We start from the raw sequence: 16,759 nt of genomic DNA on the forward strand, positions 1-16,759 counted from the left end.
CGACGCGGAACTTTCCCGGGAGGTTCAAAAGCCGCCTATTGCTGGACGGCGTAGCACGAGATTTTCTTTCGCTTCAGGGCATCGCAGGCCTTCCAGGCGGCGTCCTTCGACCCGAATCCGCCGAAACGGGCGCGGTAGTAGGTGACGCCGTCCTTGTCGAACGCGACCGTGAAGCCCTCAGCGTCTGCAAGAACCTTCGGCGCCTGCTTGCTCGTCTTGTCGAGCAGGGCCTTGGCCCCGGACTGCGTGGGCGAGGAGGCGACCTGCACCACCCATCCCGACGGCACTGACGAGGTCTTGACCGGATCGACGGACGGCGCGGGGGCCGGAGCCGGCTCGGCGTAGGCGGCAACGGCCTGGGATGCGGTCTCGGTCTGCGACGCGGTTTCCTGAGGCGCAGGGGCCTGAGCCATGGCGGCCACGGCAACCGTCTTCACCTTCCTGACCTGGATCACCGGCTTGGTCTGCTCGGCGATCGGGGTGCTGTCGTCAGCCGCATTGTCGTCGGCCGACGCGACTTCGGTGTCGTCGACGGCCGGTTTTTCATCCGGGGTCGGCGCGTCATGTTTCGGCAGAAGGACCTTTACCAGGGCCTTGATCGGATTGTCGCCGGCCTTGGCGATCAGATTGCCGCCGCCGCGGGTCGAGGCGCGCGGCAGGTAGGTGTTGATCAGCGAGGCCATCTGGTTGTCGCGGCTGCGGCCGGAAGCGCCGCCCATCACCACGGCGACGAGGCGGCGATCGCCATCGGCGACGGAGGAAACCAGGTTGTAGCCCGAAGCGCGCGTGTAGCCGGTCTTGATCCCGTCGACGCCCTTGATGCGGCCGAGCAGGCGATTGTGGCCGTTGATGCGCTGGCGGCCGTAAAGGAACGAGCGCTGAGAGAAATATCCATAATATTGCGGGAAGTGCTCGCGGAGCGCAATGCCGAGCATGGCCATGTCGTGCGCCGTGGTGAACTGACCGGGATCGGGCAGGCCGTTGGCGTTGCGGAAGACGGTGCCATTCATGCCGAGCTGGCGCGCCTTGGCCGTCATCATGCGGGCGAAATTGTCTTCGCTGCCGCCCAGCAACTCGCCGAGAGCGGTCGCCGAGTCGTTCGCCGACTTCGTCACCATCGACAGGATCGCGGTCTCGACCGGAACCGAACCGCCGGCGCGCACGCCGAGCTTGGTCGGCGGCTCTGCCGCCGCATGGGCCGAGTACGGCACTGGCGTGTTCTTGCTGATCCTGCCTTTCGCCAATGCCTCGAAGGTGAGGTAGAGCGTCATCATCTTGGTGAGCGAAGCGGGATAGCGCCGCCCGTTGGCGTCGGCGGAATAGAGCACCCTGCCGGTCTTGGCGTCGACGACGATGGCCGCGGATTTCGCGGCGAGAGCCGATGCGACATCGGCGGCGACAATCGTCACCGCGAGCGCGGCGACCATGATTGCCTTGAAGGAGAATGAAGATTTCGAGACGAAGCCCGACAACGCCTGACGCACCGCTACTACCCTGAATTTTCGTTGCCCCGGAGGCGGCTGAGGGAGTGCCTGCCCCGCTTCCGGCCAAGCTATCGCGGGCAGCGTTACCAATCCGTTTATGGTAACCGCGGCGTTCACCATTTTCCGGCGATTTGAGCCTCTGTTTATTCGAATTTTAGCCGTTGCCGCCTCTCTGACCCTTGCGGCTCAAGGGAATCTTGACTTTTTGTGCAGCGCACAATACATTCGATGCATTGCACAAGGGCGCCCGGGGCTAAAGGGCGTTTCAACCAAGGGAAGTGTGAAATGACCCAGACCTATGAGGACTTCACGAAATACGGCAAGGAGTTTGCCGACACCGGGCTGAAGAGCTTTGCCTCGCTCACCAAGGGTGCGCAGGCGATCGCCACCGAAGCCGGCGAATACACGAAGAAGAGCTTCGAGGCCGGCAGCGCCGCCTTCGAGAAGCTGTTCTCGGCCAAGTCGATCGAGAAGGCTATCGAGATCCAGACCGACTACGCCAAGCAGAGCTACGAGAGCTTCGTGGCCGAGGCCAGCAAGATCGGCAATCTTTATGCCGAGCTCGCCAAGGAAGCCTATAAGCCGTTCGAATCGGTCGTCGCCAAGGCGAAGTAATTTCGTCGGATCACATCTGACACGGCCTGCGGGCCCGCAGGAAGGACCCGGTCGCGGAAGCGCGGCCGGGTTTTTTCATGCGCGGCTGCAACCGCCCGAGCCCTGCCGCATTCACGATTGAGAAAATCGCTGAAGTTTGCCCACCTAGCCATATTGTCAGCTAAACAGAAGGGCTTAAAATCGGCCATCGAAGACCTACATGTTGAACTCGCACGAGGATTCGAAAAGGCAGGACTACGTGACGATCGGTTTGACTGCCACGGCAGACGTGGTGCGAATGCAAGGTGACGGCGACCGCAACGATCCCGGTCGCGGCACAGCGGTCATCACGCGCACCAAAACCAAGACCAAGAAGCCCAGCCTCTACAGGGTCCTCATCCTCAACGACGACTACACTCCGATGGAGTTCGTGGTCCACGTCCTGGAGCGTTTTTTCCAGAAGGACCGCGAGGCCGCCACACGCATCATGCTGCATGTTCATAATCATGGAGTGGGCGAGTGCGGGGTCTACACATTCGAGGTGGCCGAGACCAAAGTGTCTCAGGTCATGGATTTCGCCCGACAGAATCAGCATCCGCTGCAATGCGTGATGGAGAAGAAGTGAGGTAACATGCCGGCTTTCTCCCAAGGCCTGGAAAAGGCGCTACATCAGGCGCTGACATTCGCCAACGAACGACACCATGAGTATGCAACGCTCGAACACCTGCTGCTCGCGCTGATCGACGACACCGAGGCGGCCGCCGTCATGCGCGCCTGCAACGTCGATCTCGACGAGCTCAAGCATACCGTTCTCACCTATATCGACACCGAGCTCGACAACCTCGTCACCGGTTACGACGAGGATTCCAAGCCGACCGCCGGGTTCCAGCGCGTCATCCAGCGCGCCGTTATCCACGTGCAGTCATCCGGCCGCGAGGAAGTGTCCGGCGCCAACGTGCTCGTCGCCATCTTCGCCGAGCGCGAGAGCCATGCCGCCTATTTCCTGCAGGAACAGCAGATGACCCGCTACGATGCGGTCAACTACATCTCGCACGGCATCGCCAAGCGCCCCGGCGCTTCGGAGTCGCGCACGCCGCGCGGCGCCGAGGACGAGCAGGGCGGCCAGAACGGCGCCGAGCCGCAGGAGGACGGCGGCAAGAAGAAGCCGCAGGACGCGCTGACGGCCTACTGCATCAACCTCAACAACAAGGCCAAGGCCGGCAAGATCGATCCGCTGATCGGCCGCGAGAGCGAGATCAACCGCACCATCCAGGTGCTGTGCCGCCGCTCCAAGAACAACCCGCTCTATGTCGGTGACCCCGGCGTCGGCAAGACGGCCATCGCCGAAGGCCTCGCCAAACGTATCGTCGAAGGCGACGTGCCCGAGGTGCTGCAGGACGCCACCATCTTCGCGCTCGACATGGGCACTCTCCTGGCCGGCACCCGCTATCGCGGCGACTTCGAGGAGCGGCTGAAGCAGGTCGTCAAGGAGCTCGAGGACTATCCCGGCGCAGTGCTGTTCATCGACGAGATCCACACCGTGATCGGGGCAGGGGCCACGTCGGGCGGCGCCATGGATGCATCGAACCTGTTGAAGCCAGCGCTGTCGTCCGGCGCCATCCGCTGCATCGGCTCGACCACCTACAAGGAGTTCCGCCAGTTCTTCGAAAAGGACCGCGCCTTGGTGCGGCGCTTCCAGAAGATCGACGTTAACGAGCCGACCATCGAGGACGCCATCGAGATCATGAAGGGCCTCAAGCCTTATTTCGAGGAGTTCCATAAGGTCCGCTACACGAGCGAGGCGATCAAGGCCTCGGTCGAGCTCTCGGCCCGCTACATCAACGACCGCAAGCTGCCGGACAAGGCGATCGACGTGATCGACGAGACCGGCGCCTCGCAGATGCTGGTGCCTGAGGCCAAGCGCAAGAAGACGATCGGCATCAAGGAAATCGAGGCGACGATCGCCACCATGGCTCGCATTCCGCCGAAGACGGTTTCGGCCGACGACGAGAAGGTGCTGCAGGGTCTCGATGTCGAGCTGAAGCGCGTCGTCTACGGCCAGGACACCGCGATCACCGCGCTGACTTCGGCGATCAAGCTGGCGCGCGCCGGCCTGCGCGAGCCGGAGAAGCCGATCGGCTCCTACCTGTTCTCGGGTCCGACCGGCGTCGGCAAGACCGAAGTCGCCAAGCAGCTTGCGGCCTCGCTCGGCGTCGAGCTCATCCGCTTCGACATGTCGGAATATATGGAACGCCACACCGTCTCGCGGCTGATCGGTGCACCTCCCGGCTATGTCGGCTTCGACCAGGGCGGTCTTCTGACCGACGGCGTCGACCAGCATCCGCATTGCGTGCTGTTGCTCGACGAGGTCGAGAAGGCGCATCCGGACCTGTTCAACATCCTGTTGCAGGTGATGGATCACGGCAAGCTGACCGACCACAACGGCAAGCAGATCGACTTCCGCAACGTCATCCTGATCATGACGACCAATGCGGGCGCGTCGGACGCTCAGCGCGCGGCGATCGGCTTCGGCTCGACGAAGCGCGAGGGCGACGACGTCGAGGCGATCAACCGGCTGTTCACGCCGGAGTTCCGCAACCGGCTCGACGCGATCATTCCGTTCGGTTCGCTGCCGGTGCCGGTCATTCATCAGGTGGTGCAGAAGTTCGTCATGCAGTTGGAGGCCCAGCTTTCCGAGCGTGGCGTCACCTTCGACCTGTCGCCCGAAGCGATCGCCTGGCTGGCCGACAAGGGCTATGACGAACGCATGGGCGCGCGCCCGCTCGGCCGCGTCATCCAGGAGCACATCAAGAAGCCGCTGGCGGACGAAGTGCTGTTCGGCAAGCTGAAGAAGGGCGGCACGGTGCGCGTCACCGTCGAGAAGAAGGAGACCGGCGAGACCGGCCTGAAGCTCGAGTCGCTCGCCGACGAAGCGCCGGTGAAGCCGAAGAAGGAAGAGCCCGAGGACGCGCCGAAGCCGAGGAAAGCGGCGGCGAGAAAGCCGGCAGCCAAGAAGGCGGCGGCGCAGAAGCCGGACCCGAAGGGCAAGGACGGCGGCAAGCGCAGCCTTGTCCCGCAACTTCCCCGCAAGGGCTGATCGGCCCGGAAATCAAAAAAAGCCCCGGCAACGGGGCTTTTTTCGTCAGAGGGGTCAGCATTGGCTGCTGGACAAATCATCATTCTCAACGGTCCGCCGCGCTCAGGAAAGTCGAGCGTCGCCGCCGTCATTCAGGAAATCTTCGATGGCGTTTGGATCAATCTTGGCGTCGACGCCTACGTTCGGGTTACGCCGCCGCGACTGCGTCCCGGTATCGGCCTGCGCCCCGGCGGCGAGCGCCCCGACCTCGAGGCCGTCATGCCGTCCCTCTATGCCGGTCTTTACGACTCAATCGCGGCACACAGCCGGCTTGGGCTGAATGTCGTCAGCGATGTCGGTCACCACGACGCCTATTCGAGGCCGCTCGACATCCTTCCCGATTGCGCCAGGCGTCTGGCCGGCCTGCCGGCGCTGTTCGTCGGCGTCCGCTGCCCGATCGAAGTGATCCTGCAACGGCGCGCCGCCAGTTCGGCTGATGGAACATATGTGACCAGTTCGGACGAGGATCCGTTACCGCGGCCCGTGCGCCTGTGGCAGGAAGAGGTGCATAAGCCCGGCATCTACGACCTGGAAGTCGATACGTCGCGGCTGAGCCCGGCTGAGTGCGCGGACACCATCCGGCAGCGGCTCGTCGACGGACCGGAGCCCACCGCCTTCCCGACGCTGGCGCAATTGCGGGCCGGCTGAGCCTGGGCTTTCGTCAGTCTGCGAGCGCCGCCCGGATCTTGCCGGCGTTCTCAGCCAGCACCTCCGGCTTCTCCATCTGCCCGGAATGCGGCTTCAATGGCACGCCATCGAAGCGCGGAATGACGTGGACATGGAGGTGGTAGACGGTCTGCCCCGAAGCCGGCTCGTTGAACTGCATCACGGTGACGCCGTCGGCGTTGAAGGCCTTTTTCACAGCCACCGCCACTTTCTGCACTACGGCAAACAGCGGCCCGAACGTCGCCGGATCGGCGTCGAGGATGTTGCGTGACGGAGCCTTCGGCACCACCAGCGTGTGGCCGACCCCTTGCGGCATCACGTCCATGAAGGCAACGACCGCATCGTCCTCATAGATGCGATGCGAGGGGATTTCGCCGCGCAGTATTTTTGCGAAAATGTTGTTCGTGTCGTAGACGGTCATGATGCCTCGCTATTTGATGATCGGCGATGTTTGTCGCCGGACAGGGTAGCGTCAAGATGGAGCAGCCATGAAGTGGATCGTTGCCGGCTGGCTTTTGTTCATCGTGTCGGCGCTGTTCTTCATCGCTGCGGCATGGCGCGCGGGCGATCTGCTGGCGCTCGCAGGCGGCGTGTTCTTCCTGGTCGCCTGCTTTTCGTTCCTCGTCCCGATCGCGGCCAGAAAGCCGCAATGACCGGGGCGTAGCGCGCGGAGCTATTCCTTGAGATCCTTGCGGAACGGCGTGTGCTCTTCGAGATACTCGCCCATCCGCTCCACTTCGCGCCGCTCGCGGCGTAGATAGTCGGCGACCGCGTTGCGCAGGCCAGGATGCGCAATGTAGTGCGCCGAATGCATGGTCACCGGCTGATAGCCGCGCGCCAGCTTGTGCTCGCCTTGCGCGCCAGCCTCCACCACCTTCAGCTTACGCTCGATCGCGAAGTCGATCGCCTGGTGGTAGCAGACCTCAAAATGCAGGAAGGGGTGATCCTCGATGCAGCCCCAGTTGCGGCCGTAGAGCGCGTCCGAGCCGATGAAGTTGATGGCGCCGGCGATATAGCGGCCGTTGCGCTTGGCCATCACCAGAAGGATGTCGTCGGCCATGCGCTCGCCGATCAGCGAGAAGAACTGGCGGTTGAGATAGGGCCGGCCCCATTTCCTGCCACCGGTATCCATGTAGAAGGCGAAGAAATCGTCCCAAGCGCGTTCGGTGATGTCCTTGCCGGTCAGCCAGTCGATCGAGATGCCGTCCGCCACCGCCTCGCGACGCTCCTTCTTCATCGCCTTGCGCTTGCGTGAGGCAAGCGTGGCGAGGAAGTCGTCATAGCTCGAAAAGCCTTCGTTGAAGAAATGGAACTGCTGGTCGGTCCGGTGCAGGAAGCCCGCCGCTTCCAGCCTCGCGATGTCGGGCTCGGCCGCGAAGGTGACATGCGCGGAAGACACGCCAAGCTTGTCGGTCACCAGTTTCAAGCCGGCGGCGAGGCCGGCCTTCACCGCGCCTTCGTCCTCGCCTTTGCTAACCAGCAGGCGAGGGCCTGTGACCGGCGTGAACGGCACCGAGCATTGCAGCTTGGGATAATAGCGTCCGCCGGCGCGCTCGAACGCATCCGACCAGCCATGGTCGAAGACATATTCGCCCTGGCTGTGCGACTTGAGATAGCAGGGCACAGCGCCGAGCAGCTTGCCTTGCGCCGTCTCGAGCCTGAGGTGATGGCCTTGCCAGCCGGTGCGCCGCACGGCGCAGCCGGAGTCCTCGAGTGCGCTCAGAAAGGCGAATGAAACGAGTGGGTTGTAACCGTTTTCTTTGTCGCCGCGGGTGGTTCCGGCGAAGCCATTCCATTCCTCGCAGGTGAACGCGCCTATGCCCGCCGCTACGCGGACCGCATAGTCCGCGTTCGCCGTCCGTCCATCGTCGTCGTCACCCTGATCCATGGGGCTTATTTAAGCGTCATCCGGACCGCTACAAGTCACGTTTCAGGCACCGCCTCAGAGCACGATGCCGAAAAGCACGAAACGGTTTTTTGCTTCGCTGACCTTCGGTTCGGACGACATCATGCTCTCTCTTTAGTTTGTTTGAGCGGATCAGATTTCAGGTCGTTCGACCTGAAATCATCCGGCTCTAGGCGACCTTGACGAGATCAGGTTCAAACCCCTCGAAGGTCATCTGGTCGGCATATTTGAAGGTGAGGTCGACCGCCGGCTGGTCGTGCACGGTCCAGGTGATGACGGGCATCTTGAGCTTTTCGCGCACGAAGCTGACGAACGGGTTGGGCAGGTCGCCGGCGGCGTAGGACGTAAAGGCGAGGCTGTGCGCCAGCATGGCGAAATGCGCCTCGATCAGCTGGTTGTCCTTGCCGTAAGCGGTCAGCCCGCCGGGAATGTCCGGCGCGTCCTTGGCGAAGTCGCGGATCAGCCAATGATCGAACGACATGATCGCCACCTTGCCCTTGTAGCGCTTGAGCAGTCTGCCGACACTCGCCACCAATCCCTTGTCGTGGCCGGGAACACCTTTCAGCTCGACCACAAGCGGTACCCGACCGTCGATCAGGTCGAGCGCCTCCTGCAACGTCGGCACATGATCCTTCGTGCCGCCCACCTTGAGCGTGGTGAGCTCGGCCGCGGTGCGCTGCCAGACGAAGCCGTCCTCGCCGGTCAGGCGCTTCAGGTCGCCGTCGTGGATGATGACGGGAACGCCGTCAGACGAGATATGCACGTCGCATTCGATCGCATAGCCGCGCTCAGCCGCCGCCGCGAAGGCCGAAAGCGTGTTCTCCCAGCGCGTCTTGTTCATGTCGTGGAAGCCGCGATGCGCGACGGGGCGGGCAATGAGCCAGGAAAGATCGGTCATGTCAGACTCGTTCACTCGACTTCGAAAATCGCTTCGATTTCCACCGCGGCATTGAGTGGCAGCGAAGCGGTGCCGACGGCGGAGCGGGCATGCTTGCCGCGTTCGCCGAGGACTGCGACCAGGAAATCGGACGCGCCGTTGGCGACCAGATGCTGCTCGACGAAATCCGGCGCCGACGCGACGAAGACGGTGATCTTGACCAGCCGGCGGATTTTCTCGAGGTCGCCGAGTGCTGCCTTGGCCTGCGCCAGGATGTTGATGGCGCAGAATTTCGCGCCTTCCTTGCCCGCGGCGGTATCGATGTCGCGGCCAAGCAGCCCGCTGGCCTGCAGCTTGCCGTCCTTCAGCGGAAGCTGGCCGGCGGTGAAGAGCGTGTTGCCGGTACGGCAGTAGGGCACGTAGTTTGCGGCGGGGGCCGCGGCGGCCGGAAGAGTGACGCCGAGATCGCTTAGCCGCTTTTCGATTGTTTCGCTCATTGGTTTTCCCTATTGCTGGAAGGCGCCGCGTTGGCTGGGCCGAAATTGCTATTTTTGCCTCGCTTCCGCCATGACTTTTTTTAAGCTGGACCATCTTTCCCTGCGGCCTGCCATCGGTCGCGACGATCGGAGCACTTCATGCGCGTGACGCGCCTTTTCCTTTCCGCCGCCTTGCTGTCGACGGTCATCCCGATGGCTCCGGCCTTTGCCGTGCCCGCGCTGCAGGCGCACCGCGCCGTCTACGACCTTACCCTCAACAAGGCGTCCGACCGCTCGGGCATCACCGGCATTTCCGGCCGCATGGTGTATGAGTTCAACGGCTCTCCTTGCGAGGGCTATACGGTGAAGTTCCGTTTCGTCACCCAGATCGTGACCAGCGACAACACCAGGCTGACCGACCAGCAGACGACGACGTTCGAGGACGCCGAAGGCAAGACCTTCTCCTTTGTGACGAAGTCCTTCGTCGACCAGAACCTCGACAAGGAGGTCAAAGGCATGGCGACAAGGGAGCCGAAGGGCCTAAAGGTTGACATCGACAAGCCCGAGAAGAACACGCTCGAACTCGCCGCCACGCAGTTCCCCACCCAGCATCTCGTCGAGCTGATCGGCAAGGCCGAAAAGGGCGAGAACTTCTACCAGACCAATCTGTTCGACGGCTCCGAGGACGCCAACAAGGTGATGACGACCACGGTCGTCGTCGGCAAGAAGACCGACGCCGACAAGTCGGACCCGGAAGCGCCGGCGCTCGCCAAGCTCGCCACCGACAAATACTGGCCTGTCGACATCGCCTATTTCGACGACACCGACAAAAGCGGCGAGGAAGTGCCGGAGTACCGGATCAGTTTCAAGCTGCATGAGAACGGCATCACGCGCGATCTCGTCATGGACTATGGCGACTTCTCGATGACCGGCAAACTGGTCAACCTGTCGCTGTTCGATCAGACCAAGCCCTGCCCGGCTTCGAAATAGCCGCGGGTTAACCACGAACAAGGCTGCCGAACGGCCCGACTTGAAGGCGCCGTAATCCAGTCCCAGCTTTCCTGACGGCAGTTGGGGGAGAAGGCTTGGGCAGGATCGACGTGTTCGTGGCGCCGCGACCCAATCCGGCGCTGATCAACATGATGACGGTCGTCAATCGCATCGTCATGCTGCGCGGGGTTCCAGGTTTCCGCGACCTGTTGCCGTTCAACCGGGTCGCCGGCTTGCGCGGTGTCGCCAATGTCCGCCACATCGACTTTCCCGCCGCCGACCAGCAAAGGCTGCAGGCCTGCTGCGGCGAGGGCCAGGCGACGTTCATCACGCCCAACCATCCGGAATTCTTCACCGACTGGATGATCGACAAGGAGATCGTCTCGCGCGTCAGCCCGCTTGCGGCTTCCTGGGCGACACATGGCGTGGTCAACGGGCTCGGCCGGCTGATGCAGAAATTCTGGCTGGCCAACAATCTGATCGCGCAAATCCCCGGCAACAGCGAGGCCGCCAAGGCGCATTCGGTCGACTGGCGCTCAAGGGGCATGGCGTGCTGCTTCATCCGGAGGGCGGCGTCGGCTGGCACGGCGACTATGTCGGGCCGTTGCTTCCCGGCGCGGTGGAGATGGGGCTCGAGGCGCTGCAGCGCGGTCGCGAAACGAACACGAATTTCAAGGTCTGGGTCGCTCCGGTGATCTGGAAACTCGCCTTCACCGGCAATGTCGAGCCGGCGCTCGCCAGGGAATGCGGCTATGTCGAGAAAAGCCTGAAAATCGAAGGTGCCGCACACGGCTCGCTGCCGGAGCGCGTCTATCGCATCTATTCGGATCTGTTGTCCCGCGACGAACAGGCCTTTGGCCTGACGGCAGTGCAGGGCGCTTCCTATGCCGTCCGCCAGCAAAGGGCGCTGGCGGAGCTCGGCCAGCGGCTTGGAGACGACGTTGCGGCTGAGCCCGGCCTCGACCTGGCCGAGCTGTTGCGGCGCTCGCGTCGCTGGCTGCGCGAGGGCGAGGCCGATACCGAGGAACAGAAACGGGTGCGGGAATTGGCGGAAACGATCCAGCGCATCCAGCGCGTCGGCTCGTGGGCCTTCGCCGATCGAACGATCACGCAGGAAGAGATCGCCGAGCACCTGAAGCGCATCCGCAACGACTATTGCAAAGGCACGTTGCGCGACACGATCAACCGCTTCATCCCGCAGCCCGCGGGGCCGCGCTGCGCGCACATCCGCGTGCCCCAGCCCTTGGGGTTGCACGACTACGACGGTTCCGTCGACGAGGCCCTCCTCGTGCTGCGCACGCGTATGCAGGAAGCCGTGACCAGGACCGTGACCGAGCTCGAAGCCGGCGGCGGCTTCATTTCCTATCCGAATCCCTTCTATCATCGCTGACTTGACGTTGGCCCGGGTGGCTGTGACGGGCCGGCCCTGTCGGTTGGAGTGCAGCAGGTTCAATGGCTGTCTATGTTGATGCGGCGATCTGGAAATGGGCCGGCCATCGCTGGTGCCATCTGCTTGCCGACGATACCGATGAACTCCACCGCTTCGCCGCCGAGCTCGGCGTCAAGCGCTCCTCCTATCAGGGGCCGCCGAAGACGTCGGCGCCGCATTACGATATCACCGGCTTCGAGCGCGACCGCGCCGTGCGGCTTGGCGCCGTCGAATGCAGCCGCGAGGAGATCGTCGCGATCTTCCGCCGCGTGCGGGTACCTAACGGCAAGGTAAAACGCTGAGATTTGGGCGGATCGCCGCAGGTGTGGGCGTTTTCGGACGCCCGGCTTGCGTTTGTTGGACTTCCCCTCTATATGCGCGCTCATTCCACACACGGACTTTGGTGTCTGCCCGGGAGAAATCCGGCTGAAACCTCCGGTGGCATCAGGACATAAGTCCGAAATGCCTGTGTCCGTGGAGGCCAACCGGAAAGGAACTAAAGAATGGCTCTGCCTGATTTCAGCATGCGCCAGCTTCTGGAAGCTGGTGCTCACTTCGGCCACCAGACCCACCGCTGGAACCCGAAGATGGCGCCCTACATCTATGGCGCCCGCAACAACATCCATATCATCGACCTGTCGCAGACCGTGCCGCTGCTGCACCAGGCCCTGAAACAGGTGTCCGACACCGTTGCCAAGGGCGGCCGCGTGCTGTTCGTCGGCACCAAGCGCCAGGCCTCGGACATCGTCGCCGACGCCGCGCAGCGTTCGGCCCAGTACTATGTCAACTCGCGTTGGCTGGGCGGCATGCTGACCAACTGGAAGACGATCTCGAACTCGATCCAGCGCCTGCGCAAGCTCGACGAGACGCTCGCCGGCGAGGCCCAGGGCCTCACCAAGAAGGAGCGCCTCAACCTCGACCGCGAGCGCGAGAAGCTCAACAAGGCGCTCGGCGGCATCAAGGACATGGGCTCGACGCCCGACCTGATGTTCGTCATCGACACCAACAAGGAAGCGATCGCCATCCTCGAGGCCAAGCGCCTCGGCATTCCGGTCGTCGCCATCATCGATTCGAACTGCGACCCGGACAAGATCGACTTCCCGATCCCCGGCAATGACGACGCGGCCCGCGCCATCCAGCTCTATTGCGATCTGATCGCCAAGGCTGCGATCGACGGCATCGCGCGCCAGCAGGGCGCGCTCGGCATGGATATCGGCGCGTCGGCTGAGGCTCCGGTCGAGCCGGCGCTCGACACCCCGGCCACCGAGGCTCCGGAAGCCTGAAAAGCGAAGGCCGGTTGCGGCCTTCATCTTTCCAATAAGTTGGCGCGCTAAAGCGCTTTTGCCGGGCGCATCATCGAGTACCGATGGTGCGTCGGCGCATTTGAAACAAAGAGGCGACAATGAGCATTACGGCTGCACAGGTCAAAGAACTCCGCGACTTGACCGGCGCGGGCATGATGGACTGCAAGGCGGCGTTGAACGAAACCAACGGCGACATGGAAGCGGCCGTCGACTGGCTGCGCAAGAAGGGCATCTCCAAGGCGGACAAGAAGGCCGGCCGCACTGCGGCGGAGGGCCTGATCGGCGTCGATTCCGGCGTTCGCGAAGCCGCAATCGTCGAGGTCAATTCCGAGACCGACTTCGTGGCCCGTAACGCGGCCTTCCAGGAAATCGTCGCCAACGTCGCCAAGGTCGCGCTCGCTTACGGCACGACCGAGGCGGTGGCCGCGGCCAAGTATCCGGGCTCCGACAAGTCGGTCACCGACACCATCAAGGATGCGGTCGGCACCATCGGCGAGAACATGGGCTTCCGCCGTTCGGCCAAGCTCACCGTTCCGCATGGCGCAGTGGCGACCTATGTCCACAATGCCGTCGCCGACGGCCTCGGCAAGCTCGGCGTGCTGGTCGCGATCGAAACCACCGGCAACGAACATGCCGCCAATGCATTCGGCCGCCGGGTCGCCATGCATGTCGCGGCGACCAACCCGGTCGCGCTGACTGCCGAGGAAGTCGACCCGGCGCTGGTCGAGCGCGAGAAGGCGATCTTCTCCGACCAGGCCCGCCAGTCCGGCAAGCCGGAAGCGATCATCGAGAAAATGGTCGAGGGCCGCCTGCGCAAGTTCTACGAAGAGGTCGTGCTTCTGAAGCAGGCCTTTGTGCTCAATCCCGACATCACCGTCGAGAAGGCACTGAAGGATGCCGAGAAGGAGATCGGCGCTCCGGCCAAGATCAGCGCTTACCTGCGCTTCGCACTCGGCGAAGGCATCGAGAAGGAAACGACCGATTTCGCGGCGGAAGTCGCGGCCGCGGTCAAGAAATAGCCCGAAGCAAGAAGTAAGGCTAAAGAGCTCAGGCAACTCGGCCGGGTGTCCGCATGGATGCCCGGCCGATCTCTTGAGCGGTGTCGATAAAGGCCCTGAGCTTCGGCGCCATCGAGGCCCGGCGCGGGAAGTAGAGGAAGAGGCCCGGCTCCTCGATCGCCGTCTTCGGCAGCACCTGGACCAGGCGACCGGCGGCGAGATCGGCGCGCACCAGCGGCTCGAAGACATAGGCGAGCCCGACACCGGCAAGCGCAAGATCGATAGCCGCAAGCGAATCGGTGACGACAGCCGTGCCGCGCGTCTCGACCGCGACATCCTTGCCGTTATCGTTCAAATCCCAGCGATAGAGGCCGCCGGAGCGTACGAGCCGGTAGCCGATGCAATTGTGCTTCGCGAGGTCGGCCACGTCGCGCGGCCGGCCGTGCTTTCCGATATAGCCGGGCGAAGCGGCGATCACGGCCTTGAAAGACGCCGTGAGCCGCACGGTGATCATGTCCTGCGCGATCATCTCACCAAGCCTGATGCCGGCGTCGAAACCCTCGCCGACGATATCGACAAGGCCCTGCTCGGCGAAGACCTCGACCGTCACATCAGGATAGCGCTCGGCCATGGCCGCGACCACGGGCGTCACCGCCAATGGGATCGCGACGTTGGAGGCATTGATCCGGAGCAGGCCGGAGGGCCGCCCCTTGACGCCGCGAATGCGGTCCATCCGCTCGGCGATGTCCTGAAGGGCAGGGGCCGCCGTCTCCACCAGCGCCTTGCCGGCTTCGGTCAGCGAGACGCTGCGCGTCGTGCGCGCAAACAGCGGCTGGCCGATGCGCTCTTCCACCAGCCGCACGGCATGGCTGACGGCAGACGGGCTCATGCCAAGCTCGGCCGCGGCCAGCGCGAAGCCGCCACGCCTCGCCACGGCGACAATCACAGGCAGATGCGTGAGCAGATCCCGGTCCATTCATGAATAATATCGCATGGTCCTTGCGAACAATGCAATCTTATCGATGTCGGCGGGATGGCCCACATTGCCGTCGACACATCGGCGGCGGGCCGACAGCTCAAGGAGAAGAGACATGAATGCGTTGAGACATGTGACCTTCGCGGCAGGATTGGCGCTGGCGCCGGTCGATGCTGGCGGAACCGAGCCAACCGCTTGGCAAGCGCTCGCCGACGAGCGTGCCGTCATCCGAATCGCGGACGCCATTGACCGCGCCGTCGATGCGCAGGATTGGAAGCTTGCGCGCAGTTATTTCGCCGACCGTGTCACTGCCGACTTCAGCAGCCTTTCCGGGCAGCCTGCCGCCAACATCGCCTCCGACGACCTGATCGGCGCCTGGGCAGCGAATCTCAAGGGAAGCAAGACGAGCCTGCATCTACGCACCAACCACCAGGTCGTCATCGAAGCCGACAAGGCTACCGTCCTTTCCAACGGCTATGCCTGGAACAGGATGGAAGGCAATGGCGATCCGCTCTGGGAAGTCTGGGGCACGTATGAGCATCGCCTGACCCGCTCGGCCGCCGGCTGGAAGGTCGACGGGTTCACCTTCCGCATGACGCATGAGCGCGGCAATCCATGGGTCAAGGCGACCCCCGGCCAATAAGCCGACAACAAACACGATTGGAGCCTATCATGAGCATGACCTATTACACGCTCGGCAACAGCGGCCTGCGCGTCAGCCGGCTGGCGCTGGGCACCATGACCTTCGGCACCGAATGGGGCTGGGGCGCTGACAGGGAAACCGCCCACGCCATGTTCGACGCTTACGTCGAGGCCGGCGGCAATTTCTTCGACACCGCCGATCTCTATACCGGCGGCACCGCCGAAACCTGGCTCGGCGAATTCGTCGCCGAGCGCGGCTTGCGCGACAAGGCGGTGATCGCGACCAAATTCTCGATGAATGTAGACCCCGGCAATCCGAATGCGGGCGGCAACGGGCGCAAGAACATCATGCGCGCGGTGGACGCGTCGCTGAAGCGGCTCGGAACCGACTATATCGACCTTTATCTCATGCATATCTGGGACAGGCTGACGCCGGCCGAGGAAGTGCTGCGCACGCTGGACGATCTCGTTCGTGCGGGCAAGGTGCGCCACATCGGCCTCTCAGACGTGCCGGCCTGGTATGCCGGCCGGGCGCAGGCGATCGCCGAACTGCGCGGTTATGAACCGATCTCGGCGCTGCAGCTCGAATATTCGCTGACCGAGCGCAGCATCGAGCATGAGTTCGTACCTTTCGCCACACGCCATGGCGCCGGCATCATGGTCTGGAGCCCGCTGGCCAGCGGGATGCTCAGCGGCAAATACCGCCCGACACAGGCCGGCAATTCCGGCCGGCTGGACGGTTTCCGCAACACCACGCATCCTGGGTTCCAGAAATTCACCGAACGCAATTGGGCGATCGTGGCGGAACTCGAAAAGGTGGCTGCCGAACTCGGCCGCAGCATGGCTCAGGTGGCACTCAACTGGGCGGCAACGCAGCCTGGTATCGCCACGGTCATCCTTGGCGCGACGAAGCTTGCCCAATTGCAGGACAATGTCGCGGCGCTCGATTTTTCGATTACGCCTGAGCTTCGCAAGCGGCTGGATTCGGCGAGCAGCATGCCGGCGCCGTTCCCGCATTCCTACTTCGGGCCCGAAATCCAGGGGCGGGTGACCGGCGGCGCCACAACTGGCGACAAACCGTCCGGCTATTCTTCACCGGTCCTGATCGAAGGCGAGGCGGTCAGCGTCAGCAGCAACTGATCGAAAAAGCCTGGGATTTTGCTCAAGGGCGCGGCGTGACATCGCCGCGCCCTTCGTGTATCGGGTCGAACCATCAGCCAGCGCCGCCAGGCGAAGCGGGGCAATTTTCGCCTCCAGATTTGCCCGCGCCGAGATTTTCGA

Annotated in this window: 18 protein-coding genes; 12 read left to right on the plus strand and 6 right to left on the minus strand. The window is 63.4% G+C overall.

The window, feature by feature from the left end; genetic code table 11:
* Positions 1–35: 35 nt before the first annotated feature.
* A complete protein-coding gene (locus tag P9236_RS08910; RefSeq protein WP_278074234.1) occupies positions 36–1,484 on the minus strand; it encodes a D-alanyl-D-alanine carboxypeptidase in 1,449 nt (482 codons plus the stop codon).
* 285 nt (positions 1,485–1,769) lie between these two features.
* Here P9236_RS08910 and P9236_RS08915 point away from each other — a divergent pair, with 285 nt between their 5' ends.
* The 4 genes from P9236_RS08915 (at position 1,770) to P9236_RS08930 (ending at position 5,862) form a co-directional block, all read left to right on the plus strand.
* Positions 1,770–2,099 carry a phasin family protein gene (locus P9236_RS08915; protein WP_040972326.1) on the plus strand — a complete coding sequence of 110 codons (330 nt, stop codon included), beginning with the start codon at positions 1,770–1,772 and terminating at the stop codon, positions 2,097–2,099.
* A 277-nt stretch (positions 2,100–2,376) separates the two neighbouring features.
* The gene (clpS, locus tag P9236_RS08920; protein WP_041000825.1) at positions 2,377–2,703 is read left to right on the plus strand and encodes an ATP-dependent Clp protease adapter ClpS; all 327 of its coding nucleotides are present in this window, start codon (positions 2,377–2,379) and stop codon (positions 2,701–2,703) included.
* Positions 2,704–2,709: 6 nt separating this feature from the next.
* Entirely contained in the window at positions 2,710–5,175 is a 2,466-nt protein-coding gene (gene clpA / locus P9236_RS08925; protein ID WP_278074235.1) for an ATP-dependent Clp protease ATP-binding subunit ClpA, read from the plus strand.
* Between the two features lie 60 nt (positions 5,176–5,235).
* Positions 5,236–5,862 carry a chloramphenicol phosphotransferase gene (locus P9236_RS08930; protein WP_278074236.1) on the plus strand — a complete coding sequence of 209 codons (627 nt, stop codon included), beginning with the start codon at positions 5,236–5,238 and terminating at the stop codon, positions 5,860–5,862.
* A gap of 13 nt (positions 5,863–5,875) precedes the next feature.
* Here P9236_RS08930 and P9236_RS08935 read toward each other — a convergent pair whose 3' ends face one another.
* Positions 5,876–6,304 carry an HIT family protein gene (locus P9236_RS08935; protein WP_278074343.1) on the minus strand — a complete coding sequence of 143 codons (429 nt, stop codon included), beginning with the start codon at positions 6,302–6,304 and terminating at the stop codon, positions 5,876–5,878.
* A gap of 64 nt (positions 6,305–6,368) precedes the next feature.
* Here P9236_RS08935 and P9236_RS08940 point away from each other — a divergent pair, with 64 nt between their 5' ends.
* A complete protein-coding gene (locus tag P9236_RS08940; RefSeq protein ID WP_278074237.1) occupies positions 6,369–6,533 on the plus strand; it encodes a cytochrome oxidase subunit III in 165 nt (54 codons plus the stop codon).
* Between the two features lie 20 nt (positions 6,534–6,553).
* Here the strand turns inward: P9236_RS08940 and P9236_RS08945 are convergent, their stop codons facing one another.
* The 3 genes from P9236_RS08945 to P9236_RS08955 all read right to left on the minus strand — a co-directional run bounded on the left by P9236_RS08945 (position 6,554) and on the right by P9236_RS08955 (position 9,160).
* The gene (locus P9236_RS08945; RefSeq protein ID WP_278074238.1) at positions 6,554–7,768 is read right to left on the minus strand and encodes a GNAT family N-acetyltransferase; all 1,215 of its coding nucleotides are present in this window, start codon (positions 7,766–7,768) and stop codon (positions 6,554–6,556) included.
* 187 nt (positions 7,769–7,955) lie between these two features.
* Positions 7,956–8,684: a glycerophosphodiester phosphodiesterase gene (locus tag P9236_RS08950; protein ID WP_278074239.1), complete on the minus strand. Its 729-nt coding sequence runs from the start codon at positions 8,682–8,684 to the stop codon at positions 7,956–7,958.
* 11 nt (positions 8,685–8,695) lie between these two features.
* A complete protein-coding gene (locus P9236_RS08955) occupies positions 8,696–9,160 on the minus strand; it encodes a RidA family protein (RefSeq protein ID WP_071099140.1) in 465 nt (154 codons plus the stop codon).
* Between the two features lie 138 nt (positions 9,161–9,298).
* On the opposite strand from P9236_RS08955, the gene P9236_RS08960 reads away from it, so the two are divergent.
* The 5 genes from P9236_RS08960 (at position 9,299) to tsf (ending at position 13,881) form a co-directional block, all read left to right on the plus strand.
* The gene (locus P9236_RS08960) at positions 9,299–10,129 is read left to right on the plus strand and encodes a cell envelope integrity EipB family protein (RefSeq protein ID WP_278074240.1); all 831 of its coding nucleotides are present in this window, start codon (positions 9,299–9,301) and stop codon (positions 10,127–10,129) included.
* A 550-nt stretch (positions 10,130–10,679) separates the two neighbouring features.
* Positions 10,680–11,519: a hypothetical protein gene (locus P9236_RS08965; RefSeq protein ID WP_278074241.1), complete on the plus strand. Its 840-nt coding sequence runs from the start codon at positions 10,680–10,682 to the stop codon at positions 11,517–11,519.
* 62 nt (positions 11,520–11,581) lie between these two features.
* Positions 11,582–11,860 carry a DUF4031 domain-containing protein gene (locus P9236_RS08970; protein WP_059188655.1) on the plus strand — a complete coding sequence of 93 codons (279 nt, stop codon included), beginning with the start codon at positions 11,582–11,584 and terminating at the stop codon, positions 11,858–11,860.
* 201 nt (positions 11,861–12,061) lie between these two features.
* A complete protein-coding gene (gene rpsB, locus P9236_RS08975; protein WP_278074242.1) occupies positions 12,062–12,841 on the plus strand; it encodes a 30S ribosomal protein S2 in 780 nt (259 codons plus the stop codon).
* Between the two features lie 119 nt (positions 12,842–12,960).
* A complete protein-coding gene (gene tsf, locus P9236_RS08980; protein ID WP_278074243.1) occupies positions 12,961–13,881 on the plus strand; it encodes a translation elongation factor Ts in 921 nt (306 codons plus the stop codon).
* A gap of 28 nt (positions 13,882–13,909) precedes the next feature.
* Here tsf and P9236_RS08985 read toward each other — a convergent pair whose 3' ends face one another.
* The gene (locus P9236_RS08985) at positions 13,910–14,836 is read right to left on the minus strand and encodes a LysR family transcriptional regulator (protein ID WP_278074244.1); all 927 of its coding nucleotides are present in this window, start codon (positions 14,834–14,836) and stop codon (positions 13,910–13,912) included.
* 115 nt (positions 14,837–14,951) lie between these two features.
* Between P9236_RS08985 and P9236_RS08990 the strand changes: the two genes are divergently transcribed.
* Together P9236_RS08990 and P9236_RS08995 are read left to right on the plus strand one after the other, a co-directional pair.
* Complete coding sequence (locus P9236_RS08990; RefSeq protein ID WP_278074245.1) at positions 14,952–15,479, plus strand: nuclear transport factor 2 family protein; 528 nt, start codon at positions 14,952–14,954, stop codon at positions 15,477–15,479.
* 29 nt (positions 15,480–15,508) lie between these two features.
* The gene (locus P9236_RS08995) at positions 15,509–16,618 is read left to right on the plus strand and encodes an aldo/keto reductase (RefSeq protein ID WP_278074246.1); all 1,110 of its coding nucleotides are present in this window, start codon (positions 15,509–15,511) and stop codon (positions 16,616–16,618) included.
* Positions 16,619–16,759: the final 141 nt, after the last annotated feature.

Origin of the sequence: Mesorhizobium sp. WSM4884 (genome assembly GCF_029625675.1) — a bacterium.
GTDB lineage: Bacteria > Pseudomonadota > Alphaproteobacteria > Rhizobiales > Rhizobiaceae > Mesorhizobium.

Bases quoted from the DNA above. Each gene is read 5' to 3' on its own strand.
- P9236_RS08915 (WP_040972326.1), top strand. From the start codon at position 1,770: ATGACCCAGACCTATGAGGACTTCACGAAATACGGCAAGGAGTTTGCC.
- clpS (WP_041000825.1), top strand. From the start codon at position 2,377: ATGCAAGGTGACGGCGACCGCAACGATCCCGGTCGCGGCACAGCGGTC.
- clpA (WP_278074235.1), top strand. From the start codon at position 2,710: ATGCCGGCTTTCTCCCAAGGCCTGGAAAAGGCGCTACATCAGGCGCTG.
- P9236_RS08940 (WP_278074237.1), top strand. From the start codon at position 6,369: ATGAAGTGGATCGTTGCCGGCTGGCTTTTGTTCATCGTGTCGGCGCTG.
- P9236_RS08945 (WP_278074238.1), bottom strand. From the start codon at position 7,768: ATGGATCAGGGTGACGACGACGATGGACGGACGGCGAACGCGGACTAT.
- P9236_RS08950 (WP_278074239.1), bottom strand. From the start codon at position 8,684: ATGACCGATCTTTCCTGGCTCATTGCCCGCCCCGTCGCGCATCGCGGC.
- P9236_RS08955 (WP_071099140.1), bottom strand. From the start codon at position 9,160: ATGAGCGAAACAATCGAAAAGCGGCTAAGCGATCTCGGCGTCACTCTT.
- P9236_RS08960 (WP_278074240.1), top strand. From the start codon at position 9,299: ATGCGCGTGACGCGCCTTTTCCTTTCCGCCGCCTTGCTGTCGACGGTC.
- P9236_RS08970 (WP_059188655.1), top strand. From the start codon at position 11,582: ATGGCTGTCTATGTTGATGCGGCGATCTGGAAATGGGCCGGCCATCGC.
- rpsB (WP_278074242.1), top strand. From the start codon at position 12,062: ATGGCTCTGCCTGATTTCAGCATGCGCCAGCTTCTGGAAGCTGGTGCT.
- tsf (WP_278074243.1), top strand. From the start codon at position 12,961: ATGAGCATTACGGCTGCACAGGTCAAAGAACTCCGCGACTTGACCGGC.
- P9236_RS08985 (WP_278074244.1), bottom strand. From the start codon at position 14,836: ATGGACCGGGATCTGCTCACGCATCTGCCTGTGATTGTCGCCGTGGCG.
- P9236_RS08990 (WP_278074245.1), top strand. From the start codon at position 14,952: ATGAATGCGTTGAGACATGTGACCTTCGCGGCAGGATTGGCGCTGGCG.
- P9236_RS08995 (WP_278074246.1), top strand. From the start codon at position 15,509: ATGAGCATGACCTATTACACGCTCGGCAACAGCGGCCTGCGCGTCAGC.